At 60.1% G+C, this 16,829-nt stretch carries 14 protein-coding genes and 1 pseudogene; 3 read left to right on the plus strand and 12 right to left on the minus strand.

What is annotated here, in order from left to right:
* Window positions 1-147: 147 nt before the first annotated feature.
* The 7 genes and pseudogenes from recG to BST95_RS03235 form a co-directional block, all read right to left on the minus strand.
* Window positions 148-2,214, minus strand: a complete 2,067-nt coding sequence (gene recG / locus BST95_RS03205; RefSeq protein WP_084198141.1) for an ATP-dependent DNA helicase RecG — start codon at window positions 2,212-2,214, stop codon at window positions 148-150.
* Window positions 2,211-3,113 carry a hydrogen peroxide-inducible genes activator gene (locus BST95_RS03210; protein ID WP_084198142.1) on the minus strand — a complete coding sequence of 301 codons (903 nt, stop codon included), beginning with the start codon at window positions 3,111-3,113 and terminating at the stop codon, window positions 2,211-2,213. Before BST95_RS03210 ends, recG begins: the two co-directional genes overlap by 4 nt.
* 3 nt (window positions 3,114-3,116) lie before the next feature.
* Window positions 3,117-3,500: a RidA family protein gene (locus tag BST95_RS03215; RefSeq protein ID WP_066056863.1), complete on the minus strand. Its 384-nt coding sequence runs from the start codon at window positions 3,498-3,500 to the stop codon at window positions 3,117-3,119.
* Between the two features lie 30 nt (window positions 3,501-3,530).
* Complete coding sequence (gene spoT / locus BST95_RS03220; RefSeq protein ID WP_084198143.1) at window positions 3,531-5,651, minus strand: bifunctional GTP diphosphokinase/guanosine-3',5'-bis pyrophosphate 3'-pyrophosphohydrolase; 2,121 nt, start codon at window positions 5,649-5,651, stop codon at window positions 3,531-3,533.
* A gap of 36 nt (window positions 5,652-5,687) precedes the next feature.
* Window positions 5,688-5,954, minus strand: coding sequence for a DNA-directed RNA polymerase subunit omega (gene rpoZ, locus BST95_RS03225; protein ID WP_066056870.1), 267 nt, complete (start codon window positions 5,952-5,954; stop codon window positions 5,688-5,690).
* Window positions 5,955-6,043: 89 nt separating this feature from the next.
* Window positions 6,044-6,660, minus strand: a pseudogene (gene gmk, locus BST95_RS03230) (guanylate kinase).
* 23 nt (window positions 6,661-6,683) lie between these two features.
* Window positions 6,684-7,553 (minus strand): YicC/YloC family endoribonuclease, encoded by an 870-nt coding sequence (locus tag BST95_RS03235; RefSeq protein WP_308428335.1) that lies wholly within the window; start codon window positions 7,551-7,553, stop codon window positions 6,684-6,686.
* 128 nt (window positions 7,554-7,681) lie between these two features.
* Between BST95_RS03235 and rph the strand changes: the two genes are divergently transcribed.
* Window positions 7,682-8,401, plus strand: coding sequence for a ribonuclease PH (gene rph / locus BST95_RS03240; RefSeq protein WP_084198144.1), 720 nt, complete (start codon window positions 7,682-7,684; stop codon window positions 8,399-8,401).
* A gap of 458 nt (window positions 8,402-8,859) precedes the next feature.
* On the opposite strand, the gene BST95_RS03245 is transcribed toward rph, so the two are convergent.
* A complete protein-coding gene (locus tag BST95_RS03245) occupies window positions 8,860-9,624 on the minus strand; it encodes an exodeoxyribonuclease III (RefSeq protein ID WP_084198145.1) in 765 nt (254 codons plus the stop codon).
* 271 nt (window positions 9,625-9,895) lie between these two features.
* On the opposite strand from BST95_RS03245, the gene pyrE reads away from it, so the two are divergent.
* The gene (pyrE, locus tag BST95_RS03250) at window positions 9,896-10,537 is read left to right on the plus strand and encodes an orotate phosphoribosyltransferase (RefSeq protein ID WP_084198146.1); all 642 of its coding nucleotides are present in this window, start codon (window positions 9,896-9,898) and stop codon (window positions 10,535-10,537) included.
* 38 nt (window positions 10,538-10,575) lie between these two features.
* Window positions 10,576-11,241 (plus strand): hypothetical protein, encoded by a 666-nt coding sequence (locus tag BST95_RS03255; RefSeq protein WP_084201031.1) that lies wholly within the window; start codon window positions 10,576-10,578, stop codon window positions 11,239-11,241.
* A 22-nt stretch (window positions 11,242-11,263) separates the two neighbouring features.
* Here the strand turns inward: BST95_RS03255 and slmA are convergent, their stop codons facing one another.
* The 4 genes from slmA to coaBC form a co-directional block, all read right to left on the minus strand.
* Window positions 11,264-11,902 (minus strand): nucleoid occlusion factor SlmA, encoded by a 639-nt coding sequence (gene slmA, locus BST95_RS03260; RefSeq protein WP_084198147.1) that lies wholly within the window; start codon window positions 11,900-11,902, stop codon window positions 11,264-11,266.
* Window positions 11,903-12,018: 116 nt separating this feature from the next.
* Window positions 12,019-12,921: an acetylglutamate kinase gene (gene argB / locus BST95_RS03265; protein WP_066056887.1), complete on the minus strand. Its 903-nt coding sequence runs from the start codon at window positions 12,919-12,921 to the stop codon at window positions 12,019-12,021.
* Window positions 12,922-12,958: 37 nt separating this feature from the next.
* Window positions 12,959-15,397, minus strand: coding sequence for a phosphomannomutase/phosphoglucomutase (locus tag BST95_RS03270; RefSeq protein WP_229801911.1), 2,439 nt, complete (start codon window positions 15,395-15,397; stop codon window positions 12,959-12,961).
* A gap of 173 nt (window positions 15,398-15,570) precedes the next feature.
* Window positions 15,571-16,767: a bifunctional phosphopantothenoylcysteine decarboxylase/phosphopantothenate--cysteine ligase CoaBC gene (coaBC, locus tag BST95_RS03275; RefSeq protein WP_084198149.1), complete on the minus strand. Its 1,197-nt coding sequence runs from the start codon at window positions 16,765-16,767 to the stop codon at window positions 15,571-15,573.
* Window positions 16,768-16,829 lie beyond the last annotated feature (62 nt).

The following is a 16,829-nucleotide window of genomic DNA, read 5'->3' on the forward strand; positions in this document are numbered from 1 at the left end:
AAACACTCCCCGCGGAAAGCCCTTCGCTGCCTCTGGCTGCGTATAAGCGTGGCCTGATGGTTCAGCAAGCAATCATTCCACGGAGGCGCTCGGTTGCGTCAGTGATGTGGGACCTGTGGTTCTACTGATCTAGCTGGAAGAGAGCGGTTAAACTTTGGCAAACTGCCGAGTACTACCCGTCCACCGCTGAACCAGCGGTTCCACCAGTGCCGGATGATGCGCCTGAATATCCGCCGCAATCTCCTGTACCTTGTTTAGCAGGTGATTGTGGGCTGGAAGCTGCGCCACGCGAAACTCCATCAGCCCCGTCTGTCGGGTGCCCAGCACTTCGCCCGGCCCGCGCAATTCCAGATCTTTCTCGGCAATATAAAACCCGTCGCTGCTCTCGCGCATGGCGGTGAGGCGCTGTTTGCCGTTGGCGGACAACGGTGACTGGTAGAGCAGCACGCAGTGGCTGGCTGCCTCGCCGCGGCCGACCCGGCCGCGCAACTGGTGTAGCTGTGCCAGGCCCAGTCGCTCCGGATTCTCGATAATCATCAGGCTGGCATTGGGTACGTCGACGCCCACTTCGATGACAGTGGTGGCGACCAGCAGGTCGAGGTCGCCGGCTTTGAAGGCGGCCATTACCGTGTCTTTCTCCGCCGGTTTCAGGCGCCCGTGCACCAGGCCGATGCGCAGTTGTGGCAGCGCGGCCTGCAATTCGGTCGCGGTGGCTTCGGCGGCCTGGGCCTGGAGAACATCACTTTCTTCAACCAGCGTGCACACCCAGTAGGTCTGGCGTCCGCTCTCGCAGGCAGCGGCGACGCGTTCGACGATACGCTCGCGGCGGGTGTTGTCAATGAGTACCGTCTCCACCGGCTTTCTGCCCGGGGGCAGTTCGTCGATGATTGAGCAGTCCAGGTCAGCGTAGGCGACCATGGACAGCGTGCGCGGAATGGGTGTGGCAGTCATCACCAGCTGGTGCGGCCGGCCGACATCGGGCCCGGATTTCTCGGTCAGCGACAGACGCTGGTGAACCCCAAAGCGGTGTTGTTCGTCGACAACCACCAGGCCCAGGCGGAGGAACATGACGTCGTCCTGGAACAGGGCGTGGGTGCCCACGACCAGGCCGGCACTGCCGCTGGCGATTTGCTCGAGGGCGGCCTTGCGTGTTTTACCCTTGCTGCGACCGCTCAACCAGGCGATTTCGATATCGAGATCGGCGAACCAGGTCGCAAAATTATTGCGGTGCTGCTCGGCGAGAATTTCGGTAGGGGCCATGATGGCGACCTGATAGCCGCTGGCAATGGCCCGCAGGGCGGCCGCGGCTGCTACCAGGGTTTTACCGGAGCCGACATCGCCCTGGACCAGTCGCATCATCGGGTGGGTACGGGCAATATCGGCGTCGATCTCGGCGATAACGCGCCGCTGCGCACCGGTGGGTGTAAAGGGCAGTGCCGCGAAAAAGCGTTCCAGCAATGCGTCGCCGCCGGTGAGGGCGGGTGAACCTTCGGCCTGTTGCTGCTGGCGCAGGCCTTGCAGGGTGAGGTTGTGGGCGACCAGTTCTTCGAGTGCCAGACGCAGTTGTGCCGGGTGTTCACCTGCGACCAGTTGTGCCTGGGGGGCTTCTGGCGGCGGCGTGTGCAAAAACGCCAGTGCGGCCGCCAGATCGTAGTTCAGTTGATGGCCCGGGGGCAGTAGGTCAGCGGGAGGATCGCGGCGCAGGCGCAACAGCGCTTGCTCGCAGAGCTTGCGCCACTGGTTCTGGCCAATGCCATTGGTAGTGGGATAAACCGGTGTCAGCGCTTCCTCGTCGGTGACCTCATCGTCGGCCACCTGGCGATACTCCGGGTGATACATTTCCAGGCCACTGGCGCCGCGGCGGGCCTGGCCGAAGCAGCGCAGGCGCGTGCCCGGTTTGAGATTGTTCTTCTGCGCCGCTGAAAAGTGAAAGAACCTCAGGGTAAGCGTGCCGCTGCCGTCCTGAATCCGCACCACCAGCGAACGGCGTTTGCCAAAGGCGATATCGGCGACGCGAACGTCGCCCTCGACAACGACATCGTTCCCGGCCTGGAGTGCGCCTATGGGGGTTACCCGGGTGCGGTCCTGGTAGCGCAGTGGCAGGTGGAAGAGGAGGTCTTCTACCCGGTGAACACCGTAGTCTGCGAGCTTGTTGGCGAGGGCGGGGCCCACGCCGCGCAGTTCCTGTACCGGTGCGCCGGCAATGCCGCTCATGCTTCCCGCAGGGCGTCCGTTAGTGCGTCGATGGCCTGGTGGCGAGGGTAGCTGACCCGCCAGGCCAGGGCGATGGTCCGCGCGGGTGCCGGATCAGTAAAGGGCCGCACTGTCAGCGGCGTGTCGCCGTACAGGGCCAGGCTGGCGGCGGAGTCAGGCAACACGGTAATACCCATGCCGCCGGCAACCATGTGCTTCAGGGTTTCCAGGGAGCTGCCCTCTACGGTCGCTTGGTCCCGGGCGTTGTGTTCGACGATCGATTCCTGCAGCCCCGGGCAGGCCTCCAGCACCTGGTCGCGAAAGCAGTGTCCCTCGCCCATCATCAGGACTTTGTGCGCGGCGAGGGCCGCGGGGTCGATGGCTTTTTCTTTCGCCAGGGGGTGATCTTCCGGCATCAGCACCACAAAGGGCTCGTCGTAGAGTGAGCGGGTCACCACGTCCGGTTCGGTAAAGGGCAGGGCAACGAAAATTGCATCCAGGGCGCCGCGGCTCAATTTGCCGCGCAGCGACGCGGTAAAGTTTTCCTCGATATACAGTGGCATCTCCGGCACCTGCTTGCGCAGGCTGGAGACCAATCGCGGGAACAGGTAAGGGCCGACGGTATAAATGGCACCGACCGACAAGACCGTGCCCAAGGGGTCTTTGCCCTGCTCCGCCAATTGGACCAGGTTGCTGGCTTCCTGCAATACCGTGCGCGCCTGGTTGACCACTTGCTCGCCAATGGGCGTGGGGCTGACCTTGTGCCGGGCCCGCTCGAACAGGTCGATACCCAGTTCTTCTTCCAGCTTTTTGATGGCGATGCTGAGCGTCGGCTGGCTGACATTGCACGTGTCGGCAGCCTTGCGAAAATGCCCGCACTCAGCGAGTGCAACCAGGTAGCGCAGTTCGGTGAGGGTCATGACCTAAACCGACAGAATGGCCTCGACTTCGATATCAACGGCTTTGGGCAGGGCCGCCACCTGCACACAGGCTCGGGCCGGATAGGGCTCGTCGAAGTAGCTGGCCATGACCTCGTTGACCGCGGCGAAGTCGCCCAGGTCGGTGAGCGAGATATTGATTTTCACGGCGCTGTTGAGGTTGCCACCGGCGGCCTCGGCTATGGCTGCCAGGTTATCGAATACCTGTCGTGCCTGGGCGGCTATATCGCCGGTGATCAATTCCATGGAGCCGGGAACCAGCGGAATCTGGCCAGAGATCCAGACAGTGTTGCCCACTTTGACCGCCTGCGAGTAGGGGCCAATAGCTTCGGGGGCGTCGGGCGTGGAAATAACGGCGCGATTAGTCAATGGTGTGCTCCTGTGGGTGTCGCTGTGCGATCAGTTCTTCAGTCGGGTTACCTTGCGCACGGAGTTTACGCTGCGCAGGCGTTTCATGATTCTGGCGAGGTGGACGCGATTCTCGACCAGGACTTCCAGATCTACGAAGGTGAACTGGTGGTCTTTGTCTTCGGTGGAGATCTTCTCGATGTTCACGCCCATGGCATTAATGCGGGTGGCGATCACGGCAATCATACCGCGCCGGTTTTCCACTTCGATCCGCAGCTCGACGGCGTACTCACCCTCGACTTTTTCGTCCCAGCGCAGCGCCACCAGGCGATCGGTATTCTCGCGCATGTCGGCGAGATTGTTGCACCGCTCACGGTGCACGACCACGCCTTTCTCCGAGCTCAGATAACCCTCGATCGGGTCGCCCGGAATCGGGTGGCAGCACTTGGCATAGGACAGCATGAAGCCTTCGGTACCGCGAATCGCCACCGGTTGGGCGTTGTCGCTGCTGGCCTCCTGTTCGGGCGCGGTCACCCCGAGAATCTGCTGGGCGGTAATCGCCGGCAGTCGATGTCCGCGGGCAATATCCTCGAGCAGGTCTTCGAGCACCGCGTAGTTGTTGCTGCCCAAAAACTCCTGCAACTCATCTTCGGGAACCGAATCCAGGCTGCTGTCCAGGGCGGCCATGGCGCGTTCCAGCAGGCGTCTTCCCAGTGACACGGAGTCTTCCCGGGTCTGGTTCTTGAGGTAGTGGCGGATATTGGTGCGCGCTTTGGCCGTTACCGCGTAGTTGAACCAGGACGGATTGGGGCTGGCCCCTGGTGCCGTCAGAATCTCCACCGTCTGGCCGCTGGCCAGCGGTTCGGACAGGGGGGCGAGGCGGCGGTTAATACGGCAGGCCACGCAGTTGTTGCCCACGTCGGTGTGCACGGCATAGGCAAAGTCGACCGCGGTGGCGCCGCGGGGCAATTCGAGAATTCTGCCTTTGGGGGTGAATACGTAGATCTCGTCCGGGAACAAATCGATTTTGACGCTCTCGATAAATTCCAGTGAGTTGCCGGCGCGCTGCTGCATTTCAAGCAGGCCCTGTACCCACTCGCGGGCCCGGGCGTGGCTGCCATTGGCGGACTGGGTGTCACTCTTGTAGAGCCAGTGGGCGGCAATCCCGTTGTTGGCCATATCTTCCATTTCGCGGGTGCGGATCTGGATCTCGATCGGCACACCGTGCATACCGATCAATACCGTGTGCAGCGACTGGTAGCCATTGGCCTTGGGGATGGCAATGTAATCCTTGAATTCACCGGGTACAGGCTTGTACAGACTGTGCACACAGCCGAGCACGCGATAGCAGGTGTCCACGGAGTCGACGATGATACGGAAGGCGTACACGTCCATGATCTCGGCGAACGACTTGCGCTTGGACTTCATCTTTTTGTAGATGCTGTACAAGTGCTTCTCGCGGCCGATCACTTCCGCCTCATGGCCCTCATGGGTCAGGGTGGTCTCGATCTGGCTGCGAATCTTGTCGACCAGTTCTTTGCGGTTGCCGCGCGCATTGCGCAGGGCTGCATCGATACGGCTGGCCCGCATGGGGTACATGGCGGAGAAGCCCAGGTCCTCGAACTCCATACGCACGTTGTTCATCCCCAGGCGCATGGCGATGGGGGCGTAGATTTCCAGAGTCTCGCGGGAAATCCGCCGGGCCTTGGCGGGCTGGAGCACACCGAGAGTGCGCATGTTGTGCAGGCGGTCCGCCAGCTTAACCAGGATGACGCGGATATCGCGTGCCATGGCCAGGGCCATTTTCTGGAAATTCTCCGCCTGCTTCTCTTCCAGCGACTCGAACTCCATCTGGGTGAGCTTGCTCACGCCATCGACTAGCTCAGCGACGTCGTTGCCGAACTGGTCGCCAATGGCCGATTTGGGAATGCCGGTGTCTTCGATCACGTCGTGCAGCATGGCGGCCATCAGGCTTTGATGATCCATGTGCATGTCGGCGAGTATGCCGGCTACCGCCAGCGGATGGGTGACATAGGGGTCGCCACTGCGCCGCATCTGCCCGAAGTGGGCCTGTTCGGCGAAGTAGTAAGAACGTATGACGTTGTTGGTCTGCTCCGGGGTCAGGTAGGTGTGGAGCGTGTTCTCGAGGGCATCCAGTGTCTGCGTAGCCATGGGATTATGCAGGAATGCCCTCGATCAGAGGTGGGGTTACTGAGGCTCTACGGAGGCTTCCATCATCACTTCAGCCAGCTCTTCCTCGGCTTCCAGCTCGTCTTCACGAGTGAGGATGTCGGGAGTCACCAGGCCTTCAGCGATTTCGCGCAGGGCGATAACGGTGGGCTTGTCAGACTCTTCTTCCACCATGGGGTCTTTGCCGCCGGTGGCCATCTGGCGAGCCCGCTTGCTCGCAACCATAACCAGTTCAAAGCGGTTGGCGACATTGTTCAGGCAATCTTCAACGGTAACGCGTGCCATTAGTGTGTCCTGTATAAAAGGTTGATTAAAAAAAGAACCAGAAATTATACCTTGCCAGGGCCAATCCCCCAAGCGGGAATTTTGCCATCTCAGGACAGCAGTTCGTCGAGCAATGCCCCGTGAATCCTGCGCTGGCGGTCCGTCGTCAGGCGCTGGCAGGTCACGATGGCGCGCAATTCCTCCAGTGCTACCTGAAAATCGTCATTGATCACCATGAAATCGCTGGAAACGTAGTGCGACATCTCCTCCACGGCCTCCGCCATGCGTCCATCGATGACCTCGGCCTCATCCTGACCCCTGGCGGTGAGACGCTGCAACAGGGCCAGGCGCGAGGGTGGCAGGATAAAGACCGATAGGGTGTCCGGGAGCAGGCGCTTCACCTGTTGGGCCCCTGCCAGTCGATCTCCAGGATAACGTCAATGCCCTGGTTCAACTGCTCTTCCACCCAGATCTGGGAGGTGCCATACAGGTTGCCGAACACGCGCGCATGTTCCAGGAATTCCGCGCGCTCCAGCATGCCCAGAAAGTGTTCTTCGGTGACGAAGTGATAGTTGACTCCATCGGTCTCGCCCGGGCGCTGTTCACGCGTGGTGTGCGACACCGAGACGCAAATGCCGACGGTCGCCTCGATCAGGGCCGCGACCAGGCTGGTTTTCCCCGCCCCGGAGGGGGCTGAAACGGTGTAAAGAGTGCCTTTGTGGCTCATGGATTGCGTGCTCGTCACGGTGTTTATTCGATGTTCTGGATTTGTTCGCGCATCTGCTCGATGAGCACTTTAAGCTCCACGGCATTCTGGGTAGTGGAGCTTGAGGTCGATTTTGACGACAGGGTGTTGGCCTCGCGGTTGAGTTCCTGCATGAGGAAATCGAGGCGGCGGCCACAGGGACCGGCCTTCTTCAGGGTGCGACGCACCTCGTCCACATGGGCGTCGAGGCGATCGAGCTCTTCGTCCACATCGGATTTCTGGGCCAGATATACGAGCTCCTGTTCCAGGCGCCCCTGATCTACCTCAACACCGAGGTCCTCAATTTTCGCTAATACCTTGTCGCGCTGCGCCTGCTGCAGCTCGGGTACGAGCTTGCGGGTGGCAGTGACTTCGCTGGACACGGCGGCAATTCGCTCCTCAATCATCGCCGACAGTTTCTCGCCTTCGCGCTGGCGATTGTCGGCCAGCGTACCCAGTGCCGCTTTAAACCCATCGAGAGCCGACTTGTGCAGTGCTTCCTCGGATTGTTCCGGTGCGGTGCACACACCCGGGAACTGCAGTATTTCCAGCGCCGTGGGTGCGGCGGTATCGAGCGCGCTGGCCACTGAGCCGGCTGCCGCGACCAGGGTCTCCAGACGCTCCTGATTAATTTCCAGAGTGGCGCTTTGCTCTGCCCCTGCTTGTACGCGCATCAGCACATCCAGTTTGCCGCGGGACAGTTTTTTGCCCGCAAGCTCTCGCAGTTTGGGTTCCAGGGCGCGGAGTGTATCGGGCAGTTTGAAACTGCAATCCAGGTAGCGGTGATTCACCGTGCGCAGCTCTACAGTGACAATGCCGTGTCCGAAATCACTGCTCTCACGGGCAAAGGCCGTCATGCTGTGGATCTTGGCCAAAAGGAGTTTCCTGTTCATTGGGCGGTAAGCGGAAAGTGTAGCAGCATTGCCCGGGCCTGTTTATCAAAGAGTGCTCTGGAGGCGCTTGCAGGCGTATACTTGGCGCCTCAATTTTTAGGAGTACTCCCATGCAGCGACCCAGCGGCCGTCAGCCCAACCAGCTTCGCGATATCGAAATCACCCGCAACTTCACCTGCCACGCCGAAGGCTCGGTCCTGGTGAGCTTCGGCAACACCCGTGTCATCTGTACCGCCTCGGTCGAGCAGGGTGTGCCCCGCTTCCTGCGCGGCGAAGGCCAGGGCTGGATTACGGCCGAGTACGGCATGCTGCCGAGATCCACTGGCTCACGCATGGGACGCGAAGCGGCCCGTGGCAAGCAGGGCGGCCGCACCGTCGAAATCCAGCGCCTGATTGGCCGCTCCCTGCGCGCCGCCGTAGACCTGAAAAAGCTCGGTGAGAACACGATTACCATCGACTGCGATGTGATTCAGGCCGATGGCGGTACCCGTACAGCTTCCATTACTGGCGCCTGTGTGGCTCTGGTGGACGCCATCAACTACCTCCAGCGCGAGAAAATCATTACTACCGATCCTCTGCTGCAGATGATTGCCTCGGTGTCTGTCGGTGTATATCAGGGTGTCCCGGTCCTCGACCTCGACTATCCGGAAGATTCAGCAGCCGATACCGACATGAATGTCATCATGGGCGAGGACGGCGGTTTTATCGAAGTCCAGGGTACTGCCGAAGGTGCGCCGTTTGCCCGTGAAGAGCTTAATGCCATGTTGGATTTGGCCGCGTCTGGTATTGATGGGTTGGTGGCCAAGCAGAAGGCGGCTCTCGCTGGCTGATACTCATGGGCTTCGTGGGGTGAAGCCAGTTCGGAATCGCCATGCCACCCTGCGGAACCGCTACGAGCCCATCGATGGGGTCGCTTCGGTGTCCGGCATCCATGCCTCCCGACGATTCCGCAGGATGACACGGCGACCCCGAACCTCAGTTCCGGGGTCTACGAAGGCGATAGCTGAGAGGTGTAGAGGCTGAAGACTTCTTCTGAGACCGTCGAGAGCCAGGGAGGGCGCGGCCGGCGATCCTGGGCGTCGAAGCGCGCCATGGAATGCTTGGAACTGACCCTCCAACGAAATCGCGGGGAGAACGATCGGGGTGTGGAAGTTGTTAAGGGCTTTCGAGATCGTCGGGAGCCATGGATGGCGGACGCCGAAGCGCGCCACGGATGGCCTTGCAGCGGTCTCGGAAGCCCTTAACAGCTTCCGCACTGTTAATTCTATGACCTATGAACTCCCGAGCCTTACAGCTCGATATCGTAATCCATGATGATCGGCGCGTGATTAGAGAACTCACGGCTCTTATAGATCGCGCCGTAGTCCACCGCGTACTGCAGACCTTTGGAAATCACGTGGAAGTCTGTGCGCCAGCCGTTGGAGCTGCGGTCACCTTCCGGCCACCAGCTGAACTCGTCCTGGTCTGAGTTGATTTCGCGGAAGGCGTCGACATAGCCTTCTTCCAGCAGAGAGTTAATCCACTGGCGCTCCTCGGCGAGGAAACCCGGCACCGTGCTGTTGCGCTCGGTGTCCTGGAGGTCGCCCGGCGTGTGGACGATGTTCCAGTTGCCGCAGATGATGAATTCTCGGCGCTTGTTGCGCACTTTCTGCAGGTGATTGCCCAGCAGCTCGAAGAACTCGTTCTTGCGGGCCAGCTGGTCCGCATTGCCCGGTTCGGCATAGGGTGCCAGCAGGCAGCCCACGCTGATGTTTTCATAGTCCGCCTGGATATAGCGGCCTTCCATGTCGAAGTCGGCGAAGCCCAGGCCCGTCATGATGGCCTTGGGCAGCTGGCGGCAGTAAATGGCCACGCCATTGGCCTTGCCGTCGACGTCGTCAAAGAAATAGGGGTTGTACTCTTCAGGGAAGTAGAGGTTGTCCTGCAGGTCGTATTCCGAGCACCGCAAATCCTGGATGCAGATAAAATCTGCGTCCTGCTCTTTCAGCCAGTCGTAAAAACCTTTGTCGGCGGCGTTTTTAACGCCGTCAGCGCTGAAACTGATGATCCTCATTGCTTACGTGGTCCCTTTATATATGAGGGTGTATGATACCCAGCCGGTGCCGTCACAGCATGCTGTGATGAGCGCGAACTATTCATTATGCAATTTTCGATTGCAACAGACTATCGTTATGACCACCATTAATTATTACTATTCTGGCTCACAGGGCCGGCTCGTGGTCATGACCTAAATCAGCATTTTAGCTGGGAATCAGACGAATACAAAGTGGGATGATGCCCGGACCGGGGTCGGACCCAAGCTAATCAGAGGAGTTTGTAGACCCATGGAGGCCTACCAGAAAGAATTTATCGAGCTCGCGCAGGACTACGAAGTACTGAAATTCGGCGAGTTCACCCTGAAGTCGGGCCGCATCAGCCCCTACTTTTTCAATGCTGGTGCTTTTGCCAGCGGCCGCGCTCTGGCTGCGTTGGGCCGCTGTTATGCTCGGCGCATTGTTGAATCCGGTATCGAGTTTGATGTTTTGCTGGGCCCCGCTTACAAGGGGATTCCCCTGGCGGCTGTGACGGCTGTGGCGCTTGCCGATGAACACGGCATGGATGTGCCCTTTGCCTATAACCGCAAGGAGGCCAAGGATCATGGTGAAGGTGGCGTGCTCGTTGGGGCGCCCCTGGAAGGGCGGGTGCTGGTGATTGATGATGTGATTACAGCCGGCACCGCAGTGCGCGAAGTCATCACCATGATTGAGTCCGCCGGTGCCACCCTCGCGGGTGTGGCCATCGGGCTGGATCGACAGGAGCGCGGCAAGGGCGAGCAGTCTGCCATCCAGGAACTGGAGCAGGCTTACGGCATCCCGGTGATGGGCATTATTCAGATGGGCCACATCATCGATTACCTCGAGGCGCGTGGCGATCGGGCGCTAGCCCTGGCCGCTATGAAGGAATACCGCAGCCAATATGGCGTTTGAGCTTGTCGGCTGCGTTCCTTAAGCCTTATATTGGCCCCATGAAGATAACGGAATATCTCACACTTGGGGCCTTTGTGGCTGCGCTACTGTTTGGCTCTACAGCCCAGGCAGCGAACCTCTATCGCTACAAGAACGACCAGGGCAACACCGTTGTGGACGATCACGTCCCACCGGAGCACGTCAAGAAAGGCTATGAGATTCTCAACTCCAAGGGTGTGGTGGTTGGCGTCGTACCGCGTGAATTGACCCCCGAAGAGCAGAAAATGGCGGATGCCGAAGAGCGCCGCGCGGCCCGGGCCAAGGCGGAAGAGCAGCGCCTGCGGGAATGGGATGAGTCCCTGTTGCTGCGATACTCCACGATTGAGGACATCGAGGCCGCCCAGGAGCGCGCTCTGATGGACCTGCGCATCCGCGTATCGATTCTGAAAGGCAATAAGCGCTCACTCAAACAGCAAATTGAGAACTACCAGACCCAGGCCGCAGAGATGGAACGTCTGGGCCAGAAGGTCGATGACAAGCGCCTCCAGGCGATTGACGATCTGCAGCGTGAAGTCGCGGCCACAGACAAGGCTATTGCCGAGCGTGAGCGGGAGATTCAGTCAGTGAACGCCGGCTACGCGGCCGATATTGAACGCTTCACCATGCTGCTGGATATGGTGGAATTCCGCCGCCAGCAATCCCTCAAGAAAGACGATCCCTACTAGCCCCATTGGCGGCTGGCTGAACTCAGGAGTGGGCGTAGCTGCTGCTCGGTCCGGGTGCTGGCTGGCTGACAGCCTCGCGGAAGAAACCATCGATCAACAGATCCCACTGGGCCTTCCAGCCTTCGGTGGGGGTGCGCTTGAAGCCGGAGCGAACGTATTGCGAGATACGCCCTTCGGCGGCGGCCATCAGCAGGTTGGCTGCGGCGGGCAGCGGAATTTGCGGGCGCAGGCCCTCGCGCATTTCAGCCTCGCGAATCACCTGGCGTAGCTGCGTTTCAAACCGATCGAACAGTTGAGCTACGCGCACATGCAGGCGCTCAGTTTCACCCGCCAGTGCGTCACCGGTGAGTATCCGAGTAATGCCCGGGTTGCGTTCGGTGAACGCGAGCAGTAAGACAATCATCTTCTCGCAGCGAACCGCGGCGCTGGATTCTTCATTGAGAATAAGGTTGATACGGCTGAACAGGGTCTCTTCAATAAACTCGATGAGTCCCTCGAACATTTTTGATTTGCTCGGGAAGTGACGATAGAGCGCCGCTTCAGACACGCCCACCTCTTTTGCCAGCCCGGCTGTGGTAATGCGGTTGCCCGGATTAGCTTCCAGCATTTGGGCCAGTGCTTCCAGGATTTGCTGACGCCGTTGGGATTTCTTAGGGGGCATGGGCACTACTATTTGTCAGGTACAGTGCAATGCTAGCCGCTACCTGACCGCCCTGCAATAAGCGCAGGGCGAATTCGGCGCAAATAGCGTTTTTTTAAGGCTGAAATGACCTCTGCTCAGTCGCGGCGATTGGTAATGAGGGTGCCGATTCCTTCATTGGTGAAAATCTCAAGCAGCACAGCGTGTGGCACCCGGCCATCGATAATGTGCGAGCTGGCCACGCCGGACTTCACGGCATCGAGTGCGCAGCCAATCTTGGGGAGCATGCCACCGGATATGGTGCCATCGGCAATCAGGGCGTCGACTTCACTGGTGCTCAGGCCGGTGAGGGTGTCGCCATTCTTGTCGAGTAGTCCGGCGACATTGGTGAGCAGCATCAGTTTCTCAGCCTGCATGACTTCCGCCAGCTTGCCCGCCACCAGGTCGGCATTGATGTTGTAGCTGTTGCCATCGCGATCAACACCGATCGGGGCAATTACCGGAATAAAGTCACTGTCCAGAATCACCTTGAGCACGCCGGTATCGATTTGTTCGACCTCGCCCACGTGGCCGATATCTATGATCTCCGAGGCGTCAAGCTCCGGGCTGTGACGGGTGACCTGCAGCTTGCGGGCCCGAATCAACTGGCCGTCTTTGCCGGTGACGCCAATCGCCTTGCCGCCATTGCGGTTCAGCGACGACACAATTTCCTTGTTCACGCTGCCGCCGAGCACCATTTCCACCACGTCCATGGTCTGGCTGTCGGTGACCCGCATGCCCTCGACAAACTCGCTTTTGATATTGAGCTTGTCCAGCAATGAGCCTATCTGGGGCCCGCCGCCGTGGACCACCACCGGGTTCATGCCCACCAGCTTCATCAATACGATGTCTCTGGCAAAGCTCTCGTGGAGGGCGGGATCGACCATGGCATTGCCACCGAATTTGACCACGATGGTCTTGCCGGTAAAGCGCTGGATGTAGGGCAGGGCCTCGGTGAGTACCTGAGCGATATTAAGTGCTGCATCGCGATTGAGAGACATGCTTGAACCTTGTACAGAGAGTGAGCCCGTAACGGGCTCAGAAATTAACTTCCAGCGACGGCGCCGCCAGTGAGATTTGCTCGCGGAATTCGTTTTTGATGTTTTCCAGGGACTCGGTCGAGTCGGCTTCAAAACGCGCGGTCAGGGCGGCGGTGGTGTTGGATGCGCGCACCAGGCCCCAGCCTTCTGCAAAATCCACACGCAGGCCGTCCATGGTGTTCACCCGGCCTTCATTAAAGTCGGCGCCGGCTACAATCCGCTCCACCAGAGCGTGCTTGCCGCGGTCGTCTACCGGAATGAGAATTTCGGGTGTGTTCACCGTGGCGGGGAATCGGTCGATGACCTGATCCAGGGTCTCGCCGTGGGTACCCAGAATCTCCGCCAGGCGGCTGGCGGCATACATGCCGTCATCGAAGCCGAACCAGCGTTCGCCAAAGAACATATGGCCGGAAAATTCGCCGCCGAGCAGCGCGCCGGTCTCAGCCATCTTCTCTTTCATGAAGGCGTGACCGGTTTTCCACAGCACTGGCCGGCCGCCGTGCTGGGTAATCAGTTTGGTCAGGTTGCGGCTGCATTTGACGTCGAACACCACGTCAGCGCCTGGATTCCGCGATACCACATCCTCGGCGAAGATCATCAGCAGTACATCGGAACGCACGATGCGACCGCTGCTGGTGACCACGGCGAGGCGATCGCCGTCGCCGTCAAAGGCGACGCCGAAATCGGCTTCTTCGCGCTGTACGGCGGCGATCAGGTCGGTGAGATTGTCTTCGTTACTGGTGTCGGGGGCGTGGTGCGGGAAGTTGCCGTCGACTTCACAGTACAGCGGTACGACCTCGCAGCCCAGTTCGGCCATCAGTTCCGGGGCGATATCACTGGTGGCGCCATTGCCGGCGTCGACCACAATCTTAAGGGGTACCGAAACAGCCACATCGTTGGCAATTTCCTCAACGTAAGCGGGTATCACATCCTCTTTAATCATGCGGCCGCTGCCGTGGCTGAAGTCACCCTCGAGGGTGCGGTCGCGAATTTCCTCGATGCCGCCGGCAGCAATGGTCTGGCGGTTGAGAACGACTTTCAGGCCATTGTCTGTCTTGGGGTTGTGGCTACCGGTTACCATGATGCCGGAGCGGCAATCGAGGTGATGGGTGGCGAAATAGAGTACCGGCGTGGGTACCAGCCCGATATCGATTACATCGCGACCCGATTCCATCAGCGCCCGAATCAGGGCGGCCTTCAGGGCCGGAGATGAGTTGCGGCCATCGCAACCCACCAGCAGCGACTGCTCGCCCAGTTCACCGGCCATGGTGCCTATCGCCCGGCCTATCTGGCTGACCAGCTCTTCGGTGAGCTCGGAGCGGGCGTCGCCACGGATATCGTAGGCGCGGAAAATATGCGCCGGGAAGCTGTCGGGAATGTCCGGTGTATCCAGGCTGAGGTCCAGCTCAAGGGAATCGGCATCCAGATCGAGTTCAGCCTCCGGCTGATCTGTCTGCGGGTCTGCAACGCCGTTACCTGTGCGGATGGCGCGCAATGTGGCGCGCCTGAGCTGGCGGGCTGCCGGTACCAGTTCGGGTGTGTCCAATATCAGCTCCGATTTACGGTCAGCGGCGGCAATCATGCGATTCACGTCGTTGCCAATAGTGCGCGGTACGCGAATGGCGATTAGCGCGAATGCGCCGATCGCGGCGACAAGACACAGAGCAAACAACACCAGAATTCCGCCGCTGGAACCGGACAACTCACTAATCATCTTGTCTGACGGGGTGAAAGCTATACGCCAGGCGGTGCCCGGGATATCGGCGCGGCGGGTGTACTTTTTGTCGCCGGCACTGCCGGTACTGGCGATAACGTTGGTCTTCTCGACTCCAGAGGGGCTGATGTAGGCCTGCTCCACGGCGAACTCGCCGGCATTTCTGTCGAGGCTTTCCAGCAGGGTGTTGATGCTGGTGTTTGGCAGGGTGGCCAAAATGACCGCGTTGTGACTGTCTACGCCAGGCTTCTCGACCAGTTGCGCCAGCGAGGTCAACCACGCGCCGTCGCTCTGGTAAGCCTCCGGCAGGGTCGCTTCGCGATTGCTGGTGCGCCCCACCAGATCGACTTCAATATGGTTGCGCAGGCCCTGGTTGCCCCCTTCGAAGGCAGCCGTGCCCATTTCTCCAACGGGCAGCAGGCGCAGGCTGAGCACGTCGGGGAAGTACGCCATCAGCGCATCCTCGGCTGCTTTCAGCTGTTCCGGGTTCTGGTTGGTAATCGCTGTCTGGGCCAGGGGCGTGCTGGCGGCCTTGACCATGCGTGAGCGCAGTAAATCGATGGTGCGATGGACGTTGGTTGCCTGTTGGTGGGCGTAGGCATTGGCGATGAGCTCGGTCTGCTTGCTGGTCAGGCCGGGTTCACGCAGCAGCATTAAATAGGCAAACACGATTAACAGCACCAGCGCCAGGCCTCCCAGCGCCGCTGCGATTGTCTTGTACAAGGCGTTACCAGGAGACGAAATGCCCTGAGACTTCCCGGTTGTCCTGGAGCGCGCTTCCTTCCCGCCTTTATCTTTATTTTTCTTGATCAGTTTAAGCATTGCCTGAACAGTCCCTTGCTGAACTGACAATCATAGTACGGCGGCGCGGCGCCGTGAACGGGCATCTGTACTATTTACGGGCTCAGGCGCAGGGCGATCTGGGCGATGATGCCGGCCGCCACGGTGGATTTTCCGGCCCTTGGCAGGGCAATTTCGCCATCGGCCCACAGCACAGTGACTTCATTCTCTTCGCTGTTGAAGCCAATGCCCTGGTCGGACACGTCGTTGGCCACAATCATATCCAGGCCCTTGCGTTCCAGTTTGCCCCGGGCGTATTCGATCACCTGTTGGGTTTCTGCGGCGAAACCCACGGTGAATACCGGGTGATCGCTGGCGGCCACAGCGGCGACGATATCCGGATTTTTGACCAGGGCCAGGTGCACCTCATCCGGGCCCTTCTTGATCTTCTGTGTCTGGACGTCGGCCGGGCGGTAGTCTGCCACGGCGGCACAGGCAATGAATATGTCGCATTCAGGCAGCGCTTGCTCGCAGGCCTCGAGCATGTCCCGGGCGCTGGTCACAGGCACCACGCTGACCCGTTCAGGTGCGGGCAGATTCACGGGCCCGCTGATAACGGTGGTCTGAGCGCCTGCGGCCGCGGCAGCCTCGGCCAGCGCGTAGCCCATCTTGCCGGAGCTGTGGTTGGAGATATAGCGCACGGGATCCAGTGCCTCGCGGGTGGGGCCGGCGGTAATCACCACGCGTTTGCCCTGCAGTGCGCCTGTTTCAAACATGTCGGCCGCAGCCCGGGCGATGACCTCGGGTTGTTCCATGCGCCCCGGGCCCACATCGCCGCAGGCCTGTTCGCCGGAGGCCGGGCCCACCATCTGGATGCCGCGCGATTGCAGCTGGGCAATATTTTCCTGGGTAGCCGCATCCTTCCACATCTGCTGGTTCATGGCTGGTGCCATTAACAGCGGCGCCGGCGTGGCGAGGGCGGCGGTGGTCAGCAGGTCATCGGCTCGACCGGCGGCCAGACGCGCGATCAAGTCTGCGGTGGCAGGCGCAACGAGCAGCAGGTCTGCCCAGCGGGCCAGCTCAATATGGCCCATGCCCTGTTCCGCTTCTGTATCCAGCAGTTCGGTGTGCACCGGATTGCCGGACAGTGCCTGCAGCGTCAGTGGCGTGATGAATTCTTGGGCGCCACGGGTCATGACGACCCGGACATTCGCCCCCATTTCCTGGAGTTGGCGCACCAGTTCGGCGGATTTGTAGGCGGCGATACCACCGCTGACGCCGAGCAGAATATTGCGATTGAAAAGATGTCCCATTGCCTGGCCCGAATTGCGACAATTGTCCCTGCACTGAAAAGGAACCGAAAGATACCACTGCG

The sequence above is a fragment of the Halioglobus japonicus genome (genome assembly GCF_001983995.1).
GTDB lineage: Bacteria > Pseudomonadota > Gammaproteobacteria > Pseudomonadales > Halieaceae > Halioglobus > Halioglobus japonicus.